The following is a 14,095-nucleotide window of genomic DNA, read 5'->3' as shown; positions in this document are numbered from 1 at the left end:
GTCGGAGAATCGACCTCCGGTCCCCCGTGCCGGGAATGCGGAAGATCGGCGATCTGGGACGGCACCCTACCGGGCGGTACCGCTGCCGGTAACCCTGCCGTTCCGGGCGTCACCGGCACCGAGGAGGCGGCGCCTGCGCCACAGGACCAGCGGCACCGCGCCCGCGAGACCGAGCGCACCGGGCGCGGCCGCGCCCAGGTTCTGGTCGAAGGCGTCGGGGACCGGCAGCGTGGCCCAGCGGGTGGGCGGCCACGCGATCACGATGGCGCGGCCCACGACCTTGTCGACGGGCACGAAGCCCTGGTTCTCGTCGTTCTGGTGGTAGCGGGAGTCCAGCGAGTTCTGCCGGTGGTCGCCCATGACCCAGATTTTTCCTTCGGGCACCGTGACCTTGAACTGACCGCCGTGGTCGTCCATGGAGCACGGGGTGTTCCCGGCGTACACGTACGACTCGTCCAGCGCCTTGCCGTTGACCTTCAGCGGCCCTGTGCCCTCGCACTCGATGGTGTCCCCACCGACGCCCACGACCCGCTTGATGAGGTCCTTCTCGTCCGCGGAGGGCATCAGACCGATCCAGCTGAGCACCCGCTGCACGGGATTGGGCTCGGGCGTGGGCTCGCCGATGAGCCAGTCGGCGGGGTCGTTGAAGACGACGACCTCACCGCGCTCGGGCTCGGAACCGAACCACGGGGTGAGCTTGTCGACCAGGACCCGGTCGCCCTGCTGGAGGGTGTTCTGCATCGAGTCCGAGGGGATGGAGAACGCCTGCACCAGGAAGGTCTTGATCAGTAGCGCGAGAACGAGCGCGATACCGATCAGGAGCGGCAGTTCCTTCCAGAAGGAACGCTGCTGCCTGGGGGGCTCGCGCTCCTCGCCGTCGTCCGAGGTCTCCGCGGCCCGCGGGGCGTCCGTCGCAGACGCGGCGTCACTCCCGGGGCCGGGGGAACCGCCCCGGTCTGCGGGGTCTTCGGCGTTCCCCGAGGTCACGCCGTTCTGCGCGGCCGGGGAACCGGTTGCGTCGGACCGCTCCGGCTGCTCCTCGGGGCCACCCTGTCCGGACCGTGAGCCGACCACCACGTCCCCCACATCCACTCCTCACTCCGTACCGCCGCCCGCGCCTCATCCGGTGCAGGCCCACCACTCCCATAACGAGCGGGAGTTCCGCAGGGGTCGGGAGCGGGATCAATTCGTTCGGATCCGCGGGGGCCACCTTATGCGAAGCAGCTGAGGCGGGTACCGGCCCGTTGGGCACGGACACGTAGGTGTCCTGCTGCTCCAGGCCGCTCCAGTGGCCGATCGGCCAGGCGATGACCACGGCCCGGCCCACGAGGGAGTCCTCGGACACGGTGCCGCTGTAGTCCTCGGTACGGTGGTAACGGGAGTCGGCGGAGTTGGCCCGGTGGTCGCCCATGACCCAGTAACGGCCCGGGGGCACCGTCACCTCGAACTTGATCGACGAAGGCTCGTTGCCGGGATGGACGTAGGACTCGTCGAGGGACGTGCCGTTGACGGTGACGCGCCCCTGGGCGTCGCAGCACTTGACGGTGTCGCCGCCGATCGCGACGACCCGTTTGATCAGGTCCCGTTCGTCGTCGGAGGGCAGCAGGCCGATCCACTGCAGCCCCTCCTTGACCTGCTTGATCCCGACGGGGTCGTCCTGCTGGACGGTCGTCTGGTCGTCCTCCAGCCAGCCGCCGGGGTCCTTGAACACGACGACGTCCCCGCGTTGCGGCTTGGCGCCGAACCACGGGGTGAGCTTGTCGACCAGGACCCGGTCGCCGATCTGGATCGTGTTCTCCATCGAGCCCGACGGGATCACGAAGGCCTGCACGAGGAACGTCTTCAGCACCAGGGCTATGAGTACGGCCACGCCCACGAGGAGCGGGATCTCCTTGAGGGCCGAGCGGCGCCGGCGCCGTTTGATCTTGCGGGCGAGCTTGCGCCGTTCGACCCGGCTGGGCCGGGCCGCACCGCCGGCCCGCCGGGACCCGGTGGGCAGCAGGTTGTCGGCGGGGGTGCTCGCGGCCCCGCGCGGTTTGCCGCGGTTACCCATGGGCACCGTCCGCGGCGGGCACGCGCGCGTAGGCGTCGGGACGGTCGATCCCGGCCCAGCGGCCGACGGGCCAGGCGATCCAGTCCGCCCGCCCGATCACCCGGTCCACGGGGATCATGCCGCCGCCCGGCGACCCCAGGTGGTCACGGGAGTCGCTGGAGGCACCGCGGTGGTCACCGAGCAGGAACAGGGACCCGGCGGGCACGACCACGTCGAAGGGCACGTCCGACGGGCTGTCCCCCGGGTGCAGGAACGCCGACTCGTCGACCGACCGGCCGTTCACCTCGAGCCTCCCCTCCCTGCCGCAGCAGACCACACGGTCTCCCCCCACGCCGACGACGCGCTTGACGTAGTCGGCGTCCCCGAAGTAGCCGGTGCCGTCGAAGACGACGACATCGCCACGCCGCGGCTCGGAACCGAAACGGTACGCCAACTTATTTACGAGCACGCGGTCCCCGATCCTCAATCCGCTCTCCATGGAGCCGCTGGGAATCTGGAACGGCTGCAGCACGAAGGTGCTGAGCAGCAGCAGGAACAGCAGGCAGACGAGCCCGGTGAGAGTGATCCGCCCGCCCGGCACCGAGTCGGCGGCCCGGTCCAGCCACGAGAAACGCGACCGTCCCTCGCGCGTCCCCGGCTCCGAGGTCTCCTCGGAGGGTCCCGAGTCGCTCTCGGGACCTCCCGACTCGGTCCCGGTTGCGTCCGAGGTGGTCTCGGCGCCGCCCGGGTCCTCCTCGGGACCGGCCGTCACCGGCCCGGAGTCGTCCGGGCCGGTCTCGGCCTCAGGGGTGCGGGAGGAGCGGTCGCGCTCCACGTGCTGTGCTTCGGTGTCCATCGGAGCCGCATGCTATCCGGCCAGGCCTGGACACCTGAGCGTGCGCTCAGTTTTCGCGCTTCTCCTTGATCTTCGCGGCCTTGCCGCGCAGCTCACGGAGGTAGTACAGCTTGGCGCGACGCACGTCACCGCGGGTGACGAGCTCGATCTTCTCGACGATCGGGGTGTGCACCGGGAACGTGCGCTCGACGCCGACGGAGAACGAGACCTTGCGGACCGTGAAGGTCTCGCGGACACCGGCGCCCTGGCGGCGGATGACGACGCCCTTGAACTGCTGCACGCGGGAGCGGTTGCCTTCGATGACGCGGACGTGGACGTTGACGGTGTCACCCGGGCGGAAGGCCGGGATGTCGTCGCGCAGCGACGCGGCGTCGACGGAGTCGAGCAGGTGAGACATTTCGTCTGCTTTCTTCGCTGATGCCACAGGTCATCAACGGGACTAGAGGTGCGATGAGAGCGTTGCGCGGGTCGGGTCGGGCGTCGTTCCCCCTGTGGCAGGGGCGCACACCGGACGGGCGCACAACAGCGGTCTATTCTTCCACGCCGTCCGTCCTGCGCCAAAATCGACCGTGCGGCACGCCCTCCGGGTCGGGTGCCCAGCCCAGGATGGAGAGCATCTCGCGGTCCTTCTTGTCGAACGCCTTGGGGTCGCACGACTCGATCAGGTCGGGCCGGTTCCGGGTCGTACGTTTCAGCGCCTCGTCCCGGCGCCAGCGCGCGATCTTCCCGTGGTGGCCGCTGAGCAGCACGTCCGGGATGCCGCGTCCGCGCCACTCGGGCGGCTTGGTGTAGACCGGCCCCTCCAGGAGGTTGGCCATGGCTCCGGGCGCGAAGGAGTCGTCCTGGTGGGACTCGGCGTTGCCGAGGACGCCGGGCAGCAGCCGTGCCACGGCCTCCGTGACGACCAGCACGGCCGCCTCGCCGCCGGCCAGGACGTAGTCGCCGATGGACACCTCGTACACGGGCATGCGGGCGGCGTACTCGTCGACGACGCGACGGTCGATGCCCTCGTACCGGGCCGGGGTGAAGATCAGCCAGGGCCGCTCGGAGAGCTCGACGGCGAGTTCCTGGGTGAAGGGGCGGCCGCTGGGCGTGGGCACGATCAGTACCGGCTCGCGGGAGCCCGTCTCGTAGCCGTCGGCCAGAACGGAGTCCAGCGCGTCGCCCCAGGGGCCGGTCTTCATGACCATGCCGGGGCCGCCTCCGTACGGGGTGTCGTCGACCGTGTTGTGCCGGTCGTACGTCCACGCGCGCAGATCGTGCACGTGCACGTTCAGCTGCCCCCGCGCGCGTGCCTTGCCGACGAGCGAGACGTCGAGGGGTTCCAGGTACTCGGGGAAGATCGTGACGACGTCGAGCCGCATCACGCCTCCTCCGCCCCGGAGTCCCGGGTCGAGACGATCTCCGCGCGGTCGTCGATCAGGCCGGGCGGCGGGTCGATCACCGCGCGCTGCTCCCCGAGGTCGATCTCGGTGACGATCTCCTCGACGAACGGGACGTAGACCTCGCTGCCGTCCGGGCGCTCCACCACGAACAGGTCCTGCGAGGGCAGGTGGGAGATCTCGGTGATGCGGCCGACCTCCGTGCCGTCCGCGGTCACCACGTCGAGGTCGATGAGCTGGTGGTCGTAAAACTCGTCCTCGCCCTCGGGGAGCTCCTCGGGGTCGACCTCGGCGATCAGGAGGGTGTTGCGCAGCGCCTCGGCGGCGTTGCGGTCGCGCACCCCCTCGAAGCGCAGCAGGAGCCGGCCGCTGTGGACGCGGCCGGTCTCGATGGTCAGCGGCCCGGCGGCGGCCGGGTCGGTGGCCAGGACGGCGCCGGGCGCGAGCCGCAGCTCGGGCTCGTCGGTGCGGACCTCGACGGTGACCTCGCCCTTGATCCCGTGGGCGCGGCCGATGCGAGCGACTACCAGCTGCACTTGCTTGGTTCTCCTGATCTACGACAACGGGCCGGGGACGGCCCAGTGGCCTTCCCCGGCCCGAGCCGGTGCTGTGTCTGCGTCAGCGGACGTGATCCACGTCGACGAGGTCGACACGGACACCGCGGCCGCCGATGGCGCCCACGACGGTGCGCAGGGCGCGTGCGGTGCGGCCGTTGCGGCCGATCACCTTGCCGAGGTCGTCGGGGTGGACCCGGACCTCCAGCACACGCCCGCGGCGCAGGTTGCGCGAGGCGACCTGCACATCGTCGGGGTTGTCGACGATGCCCTTCACGAGGTGCTCGAGAGCCTCCTCGAGCATGCTCAGGCCTCGGTCGACTCAGAGGACTCGGCGGCGGCCTCGTCCTTCTTGTCGGCCTTCTTCTTCTGGGTGATGGCCTCACCCTTGCCCTCGTCGTCGCCGCCGAGCGCCTCGAAGGACGGGCGGGTCGACTTGGGCTCGGCCACGAGCAGCGGCGCCGGGGCGGGCTCGCCCTTGAACTTCTGCCAGTCGCCGGTCTTCTTGAGGATGGCGAGCACGGGCTCGGTCGGCTGGGCGCCGACACCGAGCCAGTACGCCACGCGCTCGGCGTCGACCTCCATCACCGACGGGTTGTACGTCGGGTGGTACTTGCCGATCTCCTCGATGGCCCGGCCGTCACGGCGGGTACGGGAGTCGGCGACGACGATGCGGTAGTGAGGCGAACGGATCTTGCCCAGACGCTTCAGCTTGATCTTGACTGCCACGGGAGTGGGTTCTCCTGGATTTGACGTGGTTGGGCACGGCGGGGAAGCCGCGTGGGGTTGCGGTACCCGAGTGCCCGACGGACGCGTCAGCCGGAGGAGAGAGGGGTCCTGTGCGGCTGTCGAGTACAGCTAGCCATTGTGCCACACTCCGGGAGCACCGCAGGCCGCGGGTGCCCGGCGCACACGGCCGAGGGCATCCGGGATCCCGGATGCCCTCGACGGCGCCCGGAGGACGCCGCGACCGCGCACGGCCCGCCGGGACACGGCCGCCACGAGCGGCCGTCCGCACCGGCACGCCGTCGCCTCAGCCCGCCGCCGCGCCGACCACTTCGGGGATGCGGAACGGCTTGCCGCACCCTCCGCACACGATCGGCGCCTGCGCCAGCACCGACGGGACGACGCGGACGTTGCGCCCGCAGTCGCAGACCGCCTTCACCCGGACACCGCCCCCGGAGGAGCCGTGCCGGGCGGCCGGGCCGCGGAACGAACGGGCGGTGTCCGCGGTGGTCGCGGCGGTGTGCGCCTTCAGCGCGCGCTGGAGCCGCTCGATCGTCGGGCGGTAGCGCCGCTTCGCCTCGGGGTTGAGCGTCACCAGTGAGAAGCCGCTGCTGGGATGCGGTTCCTCGGGATGGTCGAGACCCAGCTCCTCGGCGATCGCGAGGAATCTGCGGTTGTGGTACCGGCCGGCACGGGAGGTGTCACGCACCCCGCGCGCGGCGGCGATGCCGTGGACTGCCTCGTGCAGCAGTCGTTCGAAGGAGAGCTCGTGCCCGCACGCGGACGACGACTCCCCGATCAGGGACTCAGGGGCGGCTAGATCCGGCAGCTCGGGGTGGTGCCGTTGAATATCGGCCCACGCCTGCGCCAGCTCTGCGGCGAGAACAGGTGGTGTCGTGCTCACGTAATGACAACGAGCCGGAGTCCCGCTGTGTTCCTATTCCAGGGCATCTCAAATAATTTGCACGTACCCGTCAGTTGCCACTGATGCGTCCCGACGAGGGCGGGTGCGCCGATCCGCGGAGAAGCCTCACAGCTCCTCCCAAGGCGGTACGTAGCGACACGTACGACCACCGTGTACGCGGCGTCCGCGCCCGACGACGGCGACGTTACCCGGTGCGCCGGCGGACCCCCGCACCGGCCCTGTTCCGCGCGCCGGATCAGGCGACCGCGCGATGGCGCGATGACAGGGGTCCACGTTGCCGGAATGTGAATTCTCACTACCTTCGAACACAGACACAGGCACTTCGCAAACCCTGTCCCACAGCCCCTGGACTCCGTGGAGGGCGCGGAGTTTCCTGGCATACAGGGGGGAGTGCGAGCGCACTGCACGGGGGACTGCGGAACCGGACACAGTGGCAACTCTCGGCGGATTGGGGCGCTTTCGATATGACACCTACGCTCGTGCGACAGCAACTGCCTCGCGCAGGGGCCGCGCCCCGCGTGGACCAGTGTGCACGCGCGCGTGACTGGGCCGAGATCCAGGAACGGATGCTGGTTCCGCTCTACGAGGCCGTCTACGAACGGCTGGAGGTGGGGCCAGGCACCCGGCTGCTCGGGCTCGGCTGCGGTTCGGGGCTGGCGCTGCTGATGGCGGCGTCCCGTGGGGCCGCGGTCACCGGTGTCGAGACGTCGTCCCCGGAGCGGGTGGCGCTCGCGCGGGAGCGTCTGCTGCCGGAGGCGTGGGGCACGCGCGCGCGTGCCGACGCCCGCGTCTTCGACGGCGCCCTGGCGAACCTGGCCGAGGCCCCCGGCGAGATGCCGTACACCCTCGTCACCGCCTTCGAGCCGATCGGCTGCGTGGCCGGTGACTCCGAGGGGCTGGGCGGCCTGCTCGCCGCGGCCGCACCGCTCGCCGGGCGGGGCACCCCTGTGGTGCTCGTGGGCTGGGGCCCGCCGGAGCGGTGCGTCGCCTCGTCGGTGCTCCGCGTCGCCACGAAGCTGGCCGAGCCGCTGCCGAGCGCGGGGAGCTGGCGGCCCGCCCTCCGGGACGACCTGGAGGATGTCGCCCACCGCGCGGGTCTGCGCCCCGACGGCTCGGGGCGGGTGGCGTGCCCGTTCGGCTACGCGGACGTGCCCAGCGCCGTACGCGGTCTGCTGTCGACGGGACTCTTCGACGCGGCCGTCGCGGCCACGGACCGGGCCCAGGTCGACAAGGAGCTGACCGAGGCGCTGCACGCCCACGAGCGGAGCGACGGGACGGTGTGGATGCCGAACGTCTTCCGGTACCTGATCGCCCGGACACCCTGAGCCCCTCCGGCTCCCCGGCCTCTCACGGGGCCGGGCCCGTCACGCGTCGCGCCACGGAAGCGGTCCCGGCCGCCCGTACCGGGACGCGTACGGGTGCCATGCGTGCGTACGGCGCCGGGAAGCACCCCGGCGCCGTACCGGCCCACGGGCGTCGGCCCACGGACCCGCGGACGTCAGCCCCTGTGACCCGGGGCCGTCAGCCCATGAACTTCTTGAACTCGTCCGGCAGTTCGAAGTCCTGGCCGCCCTGCTGGCCCGGCAGGCCGAACGCGCCGCCCGGGGCACCGCCCTGCGCGGCGGCGGCACGGCGGGCGGCCTCCTCCTGCTCCTGCTGCTTGCGCTTCATCGGGTTGCCGGAGCGCTGCTTGCCCTTGGCCTTCTTCGGCTGCTTCTTGGTCCGGCCGGGACCGCCGCCCATGCCCGGCACCCCGGGCATCCCCGGCATGCCGCCGCCCTGCGCCATGCGGGACATCATCTTGCGGGCCTCGAAGAACCGCTCCACCAGGCCCTTCACGGCGCTGACCTCGACACCGGAACCCTTGGCGATACGGGCCCGCCGCGAGCCGTTGATGATCGTCGGATCCTGGCGTTCGGCCGGGGTCATCGACTTGATGATGGCGGCCGTGCGGTCGACGTCGCGCTCGTCGATGTTGTTGATCTGGTCCTTGATCTGGCCCATGCCCGGCAGCATGCCGAGCAGCTTGGAGATGGAGCCCATCTTCCTGACCTGCTCCATCTGGGCCAGGAAGTCGTCCAGGGTGAAGTCCTGGCCCTTCTTGGACGCCAGCTTGGAGGCCATCTTCTCGGCCTCTTCCTGGCTGAACGTCCGCTCCGCCTGCTCGATCAGGGTGAGCAGGTCACCCATGTCGAGGATGCGGGAGGCCATCCGGTCCGGGTGGAAGGCGTCGAAGTCGTCGAGCTTCTCGCCGTTGGACGCGAACATGATCGGCTTGCCGGTCATGTGGCGGATCGACAGGGCGGCACCACCTCGGGCGTCACCGTCGAGCTTGGACAGCACCACGCCGTCGAAGCCGACACCGTCGCGGAAGGCCTCGGCCGTGTTGACGGCGTCCTGACCGATCATCGCGTCGACGACGAACAGGATCTCGTCCGGCGAGACCGCGTCCCGGATGTCCGCGGCCTGCTGCATCATCTCCTGGTCGATGCCGAGGCGGCCGGCGGTGTCGACGACGACGATGTCATGCACCCGGGACTTCGCGTACTCGATGGAGTCCTTGGCGACCTTGACCGGGTCGCCCACGCCGTTGCCCGGCTCCGGCGCGTACACCGCCACGCCCGCGCGCTCGGCGACCACGCTGAGCTGGTTCACCGCGTTGGGGCGCTGGAGGTCGGCGGCGACCAGCAGCGGCGAGTGGCCCTGCTCCTTGAGCCACTTGCCGAGCTTGCCCGCGAGGGTCGTCTTACCGGCACCCTGGAGACCCGCGAGCATGATCACGGTCGGCGGCTGCTTGGCGAAGCGGAGGCGGCGGGTCTCGCCGCCGAGGATGGTGACGAGCTCCTCGTTGACGATCTTGAGGACCTGCTGGGCCGGGTTGAGGGCCTTGGAGACCTCGCTGCCGAGCGCCCTCTCCTTCACGTTCTTGATGAAGGCCCGGACGACCGGGAGGGCGACATCCGCTTCGAGGAGCGCGATACGAATCTCGCGCGCCGTGGCGTCGACGTCCGCCTCGCTCAGGCGCCCCTTACCGCGCAGGTTCTTGAAAGTCGCTGAGAGGCGATCGGAAAGGGTATCGAACACGGCGACGTCGGTCCTCGGAGTCGGGGGCGTTTCGGGCTGCCCTCCAGGGTATCCGGCCCCGCAAGCGAATCGTCCCCGCCCGCTGCGGTCGGCGGACGGGGACGGGGACGGGACCCGGCGGGGTCACCCCCGCAGCATCTCCTCCAGCTTCCGCGCCACCGAGGCCGCCTCCTCCCCCGGCAGCGGCGCCCCCTCGTCGTCGGTGACGTAGAACGCGTCCACCGCGTTGGCGCCCAGCGTGGAGACGTGCGCGCTGCGCACCCGTACGTCCGCCTCCTCCAGGGCCCGCCCGATGCGGTGCAGCAGACCGGGACGGTCCTGGGCGCGGACCTCGATGACCGTGGCGTGCCGGGAGGCGGCCGGCGCGACGGTCACCCGCGGCGGCGGGGCCAGGACGCCCCGGCGCCGCGGATAGGCCGCGTCGCGCTCGGCCAGGCGCCCGGCGATGTCCAGCGATCCGTCGAGCGCCCGGACGAGGTCCGCGCGCAGCCGGGCCGCCTGCGGCAGGGAGCCGTACTCCGCCGCCACGCGCCAGTCGAGGACCAGTACGGAGCCCTCGACGCCGTCCGGCAGTTCCAGGGCCCGCAGCTCGGCCGTGCGGACGGTGAGCCGGTGCACGGCCAGCACGCCGGCCACCGCGGGCAGCACACCGGGCTGGTCGGGTACGGCGATGAGCAGTTCGACGCCGAGGGGCTCCGGCTCGCCGGACGCCTCCTCCGTGTCCTCCCCCGGCGGTCCGGTCTGGGCGCGCAGGGCCAGCACGGGGCCGCCCGTGCGGAACGCCTCCATGGCGAGCCGTTCCTCCTCGGCCGTGGGGGGCGCGGCAGACGCCGGCTCCTCGGGGACGTCGCCGGCGAGCAGGGACGCGACCCGTTTGACCAGGTCGGCCACGAGCGAGGCGCGCCAGGAGGACCAGGCGGCGGGCCCGGTGGCCAGCGCGTCCGCCTCGGTCAGGGCGTGCAGCAGCTCCAGGGCGCCCTGGGAGCCGACCGCCGCGGCGACGGAGCGGACCGTCGCCGGGTCGTCCAGGTCGCGGCGGGTGGCGGTGTCGACCAGCAGCAGGTGGTGGCGGACGAGCGAGGAGAGCACGGCCACGTCGTCGCGGTCGAACCCGATCCGGGTGGCCACGTCCCGGGCGATGATCTCGCCGGCCACGGAGTGGTCGCCGGGCCAGCCCTTGCCGATGTCGTGCAGCAGCGCCGCGACCAGGAGCAGGTCGGGGCGGTGGACGCGGCGGGTGAAGGCGGAGGCCCGCACGGCGGTCTCGATGAGGTGGCGGTCGACGGTCCACAGGTGCACGGCGTTGCGCTGGGGACGGCAGCGCACCCGTTCCCAGTCGGGCAGCAGCCGGGTGATCAGGCCTTCGGCCTCCAGCGCCTCCCAGACCTCCACGGTGGGCCGGCCCGAGCCGAGCAGGGTGACCAGCTGTTCGCGGGCCTCGGCGGGCCAGGGCGTGGGCAGCGGCCGGGCGGCGGCCGCGATCCGGCGCACGGCGTGCAGCGACAGCGGGAGGCCCGCCTGGGCCGCCGCGGCGGCCGCGCGCAGGGCCAGCACCGGGTCGCGCTCGGGGCGTGCGGCGCGGGCCAGCACCACCTCGCCGTCCTGCTCGACCACGCCCTCGGCGAGCGGGGAGCGTTCGGGGGCCGGTTTGCCGCCGCCGATCAGGGCGCGCAGCCGTGGCCGTACGGCGCGCGACCGCAGCACCCGCCCCACTTCACGCCAGGTCACGTCACCGGCGTACGAGATGACGCGCGCCGCCTCGTACACCTGGCGCAACAGGGTGTCGGCGTCCAGCAGGCCGAGTTCGGCGGCGACCTGGTCCTGTTCCTGGAGGGCGAGCCGGTCGGTGGCGCGGCCGGTGGCGAGGTGCAGCGCGTCGCGGACGTCGAGGAGCCGGCGGCGGGCGTCGGCGAGTCCCTCGCGGGGCGCGTCGGCGAGCCAGGATGCGGCGACCGCGCGCAGGGCCGTGGCGTCCCTGAGGCCGCCGCGGGCCTCCTTGAGGTCGGGTTCGAGCAGGAACTGCAGCTCGCCGTGGCGCTCGGCGCGCTCGGCGCACAGCTCTCTCAGCTGGGGCAGGCGTTTGGGTGCCTGGTTGCGCCAGTCGGCCAGGACGGTGGTGCGCAGGGCGGTGGTGAGGCCGAGGTCGCCCGCGAGGTGGCGGGCGTCCAGCAGGCCCAGCTGGACCTTGAGGTCCTCGGCGGCGGTCCTCCGGGCCTCGGCGGGGGTGCGCACGGAGTGGTCGAGGGCGAGGCCCATGTCCCACACCGGGTACCACAGGCGGTCGGCGAGGGCGGCGATCGCGGCCGGGTCGCCGCCGTCGTGGAGGAGGAGCAGGTCGAGGTCGCTGCGTGGGGAGAGCTCGCCGCGCCCGTAGCCGCCGACCGCGATCAGGGAGACCCCGCGCAGGCCCGGGGCGCCGGACGCGCCCCGGGCGCCCGCGTCGAAGAGCCCGGCCAGCCAGTCGTCCGTGAGCCCGGAGAGGGCGGTACGGCGCGGCGGCCCGGACCGCGCCCCCTCGGTGAGGAGGCGCAGCCGGGCCGCCGCGTAACCGCCGGGTCCCGAGTTCTCTGCTTCTGTCGTCACATCCGTACTCGTCACCCGGCGACTCCTGTTCTGTTCAGAGCGCGTCCGGGCCGCGCTCGCCGGTGCGGACGCGGACGGCCGTCTCGACGGGGACCGCCCAGACCTTGCCGTCACCGATCTTGCCGGTACGGGCCGCCTTGACGACGACGTCGATCAGCTGCTCGGCGTCGTCGTCCTCGACCAGCACCTCGATGCGGATCTTGGGGACGAGGTCGACCGTGTACTCGGCTCCCCGGTAGACCTCGGTGTGTCCGCGCTGGCGGCCGTAGCCGCTGGCCTCGGTGACGGTCAGGCCGTGCACTCCGAAGTCCTGCAGGGCTTCCTTGATCTCGTCGAGCCGGTGCGGCTTCACGACGGCGGTGATGAGCTTCATGCGTCCACCTTCTTGCTCTCGGCCTTGGTCTCGCCCTTGGTTCCGGCGTCCACGGCCGGGGCCGGGACGGTGGTGCGGGCCGCGCCGCCGCCCGCGCCGCTGAAGTCGTACGCGGTCTCGGCGTGCTCCACCTGGTCGATACCCGAGATCTCGTCGTCCTCGTCGACCCGCATCCCGATCGTCTTGTGGAGCAGGAAGGCGAGCAGCCCGGAGACGACGAAGGAGTAGGCGAGGACACCGAAGACTCCGGCGCACTGCTTCCAGAACTGGTCGAGGCCGCCGCCGTAGAAGAGGCCGGCCACGTCGGACTGGCCGCCGCCGGTGGCGAAGAAGCCGACCAGCAGGGAGCCGATGACACCGCCGACGAGGTGGACGCCGACGACGTCGAGGGAGTCGTCGTAGCCGAACTTGTACTTCAGGCCGACGGCCATGGCGCACAGCACACCGGCGATGGCACCGACGGCGATCGCGCCGAGCGGGGAGACGGAGCCGCCGGCCGGGGTGATGGCGACGAGGCCCGCGACGGCACCGGAGGCGGCACCGAGCGTGGTGAACGCACCGTGGCGGATCTTCTCGTAGACGAGCCAGGCGAGGACCGCGGCACCGGTGGCGACCTGGGTGTTGACGAACATCAGCGCGCCGACGCCGTCGTCGTTGCCGAGCCACGAACCGGCGTTGAAGCCGAACCAGCCGAACCACAGCAGGGCGGCGCCCAGCATCACCAGCGGAAGGCTGTGCGGGCGCATCGGGTCCTTCTTGAAGCCGACGCGCTTGCCGATGACGAGGATCACGGCGAGGGCCGCGGCACCCGCGTTGATGTGGACGGCCGTACCGCCGGCGAAGTCGATCACGCCGAGCTCGAAGGCCCAGCCGCCGGCGCCCCAGACCCAGTGGGCGACGGGGAAGTACACGATCGTGGCCCACAGCGCGATGAACAGCGCCCAGGCGGTGAACTTCACCCGGTCCGCGAGCGCGCCGCTGATCAGGGCGGGCGTGAGGACGGCGAACATCAGCTGGAAGACGGCGAAGACGTAGACGGGAATGGTGTAGCCGTCCCACAGCTCCGTGATGCCGATGCCGCTGAGACCGACGTAGTCCGAGTTCCAGCCGATGAGGCTGCCGGAGTCGGTGCCGAAGGCGAGGGAGAAGCCGTACAGCACCCACAGGACGGTGACGATGCCGAGACTGATGAAGCTCATCATCAGCATGTTCAAGGTGCTCTTGACGCGGACCATGCCTCCGTAGAAGAAGGCCAGACCCGGGGTCATGAGCATCACCAGGGCGGAACAGATGAGCATGAATCCCGTGTTGGCGGCAGACAGCGTCGGCTCGTCTGCTGCCAGGGTGATGGCTGCTGCCATCGGCGTCTCCTCGTCGTTGTACGGCCCCGTGCGGGCGAAGCCTTGAGCGGATGGAGGGGTGGGCCGGTTATGAGCCACGAGACTGTCGCAGCGCCGTTTCGGTCGACGCCCCTCGATGTTTCGCCGCAGTGACGAAGGCGCCCTGTCTGTTACGCGTCGATGAACCGCCGGATATCGGCCACGTCGATCGTTATCGTGACGCAACCTTCGGCGAAGCGC

General features: G+C 71.5%; 14 protein-coding genes. 1 reads left to right on the top strand and 13 read right to left on the bottom strand.

Features of this window, described 5'->3' with window-relative positions:
- Positions 1–66: 66 nt before the first annotated feature.
- The 9 genes from lepB (IEZ04_RS22700) to IEZ04_RS22660 all read right to left on the bottom strand — a co-directional run bounded on the left by lepB (IEZ04_RS22700) (position 67) and on the right by IEZ04_RS22660 (position 6,454).
- Entirely contained in the window at positions 67–987 is a 921-nt protein-coding gene (gene lepB / locus IEZ04_RS22700; protein WP_229821193.1) for a signal peptidase I, read from the bottom strand.
- Positions 926–2,053: a signal peptidase I gene (lepB, locus tag IEZ04_RS22695; protein WP_229821192.1), complete on the bottom strand. Its 1,128-nt coding sequence runs from the start codon at positions 2,051–2,053 to the stop codon at positions 926–928. Before lepB (IEZ04_RS22695) ends, lepB (IEZ04_RS22700) begins: the two co-directional genes overlap by 62 nt.
- Positions 2,046–2,888, bottom strand: coding sequence for a signal peptidase I (lepB, locus tag IEZ04_RS22690; protein ID WP_189218794.1), 843 nt, complete (start codon positions 2,886–2,888; stop codon positions 2,046–2,048). The genes lepB (IEZ04_RS22695) and lepB (IEZ04_RS22690) overlap by 8 nt, the downstream gene beginning before the upstream one ends.
- A gap of 46 nt (positions 2,889–2,934) precedes the next feature.
- The gene (gene rplS, locus IEZ04_RS22685) at positions 2,935–3,285 is read right to left on the bottom strand and encodes a 50S ribosomal protein L19 (protein WP_189218793.1); all 351 of its coding nucleotides are present in this window, start codon (positions 3,283–3,285) and stop codon (positions 2,935–2,937) included.
- A 133-nt stretch (positions 3,286–3,418) separates the two neighbouring features.
- Entirely contained in the window at positions 3,419–4,252 is an 834-nt protein-coding gene (trmD, locus tag IEZ04_RS22680) for a tRNA (guanosine(37)-N1)-methyltransferase TrmD (RefSeq protein ID WP_189218792.1), read from the bottom strand.
- On the bottom strand, positions 4,252–4,806 hold the full coding sequence (gene rimM / locus IEZ04_RS22675; protein WP_189218791.1) for a ribosome maturation factor RimM: 555 nt from the start codon (positions 4,804–4,806) through the stop codon (positions 4,252–4,254). Before rimM ends, trmD begins: the two co-directional genes overlap by 1 nt.
- A gap of 82 nt (positions 4,807–4,888) precedes the next feature.
- The gene (locus tag IEZ04_RS22670) at positions 4,889–5,128 is read right to left on the bottom strand and encodes an RNA-binding protein (RefSeq protein WP_003973401.1); all 240 of its coding nucleotides are present in this window, start codon (positions 5,126–5,128) and stop codon (positions 4,889–4,891) included.
- A gap of 2 nt (positions 5,129–5,130) precedes the next feature.
- Positions 5,131–5,553: a 30S ribosomal protein S16 gene (gene rpsP / locus IEZ04_RS22665; RefSeq protein ID WP_189218790.1), complete on the bottom strand. Its 423-nt coding sequence runs from the start codon at positions 5,551–5,553 to the stop codon at positions 5,131–5,133.
- A 304-nt stretch (positions 5,554–5,857) separates the two neighbouring features.
- Positions 5,858–6,454, bottom strand: a complete 597-nt coding sequence (locus IEZ04_RS22660) for a hypothetical protein (RefSeq protein WP_189218789.1) — start codon at positions 6,452–6,454, stop codon at positions 5,858–5,860.
- A gap of 485 nt (positions 6,455–6,939) precedes the next feature.
- On the opposite strand from IEZ04_RS22660, the gene IEZ04_RS22655 reads away from it, so the two are divergent.
- Positions 6,940–7,800: a class I SAM-dependent methyltransferase gene (locus IEZ04_RS22655; protein WP_189218788.1), complete on the top strand. Its 861-nt coding sequence runs from the start codon at positions 6,940–6,942 to the stop codon at positions 7,798–7,800.
- 196 nt (positions 7,801–7,996) lie between these two features.
- On the opposite strand, the gene ffh is transcribed toward IEZ04_RS22655, so the two are convergent.
- The 4 genes from ffh to IEZ04_RS22635 all read right to left on the bottom strand — a co-directional run bounded on the left by ffh (position 7,997) and on the right by IEZ04_RS22635 (position 13,876).
- Positions 7,997–9,559 (bottom strand): signal recognition particle protein, encoded by a 1,563-nt coding sequence (ffh, locus tag IEZ04_RS22650; protein WP_189218787.1) that lies wholly within the window; start codon positions 9,557–9,559, stop codon positions 7,997–7,999.
- A gap of 123 nt (positions 9,560–9,682) precedes the next feature.
- The gene (locus tag IEZ04_RS22645; protein WP_189218786.1) at positions 9,683–12,157 is read right to left on the bottom strand and encodes a [protein-PII] uridylyltransferase; all 2,475 of its coding nucleotides are present in this window, start codon (positions 12,155–12,157) and stop codon (positions 9,683–9,685) included.
- Positions 12,158–12,176: 19 nt separating this feature from the next.
- A complete protein-coding gene (locus IEZ04_RS22640) occupies positions 12,177–12,515 on the bottom strand; it encodes a P-II family nitrogen regulator (RefSeq protein WP_189218785.1) in 339 nt (112 codons plus the stop codon).
- Positions 12,512–13,876 (bottom strand): ammonium transporter, encoded by a 1,365-nt coding sequence (locus IEZ04_RS22635; protein ID WP_189218784.1) that lies wholly within the window; start codon positions 13,874–13,876, stop codon positions 12,512–12,514. Before IEZ04_RS22635 ends, IEZ04_RS22640 begins: the two co-directional genes overlap by 4 nt.
- Between the last annotated feature and the right edge of the window lie 219 nt (positions 13,877–14,095).

The sequence above is a fragment of the Streptomyces ruber genome (assembly GCF_014648075.1).
Classification (GTDB): domain Bacteria; phylum Actinomycetota; class Actinomycetes; order Streptomycetales; family Streptomycetaceae; genus Streptomyces; species Streptomyces ruber.
Note: the sequence above shows the minus strand (reverse complement) of the source record. Positions and strands in the feature narration are given on the sequence as shown.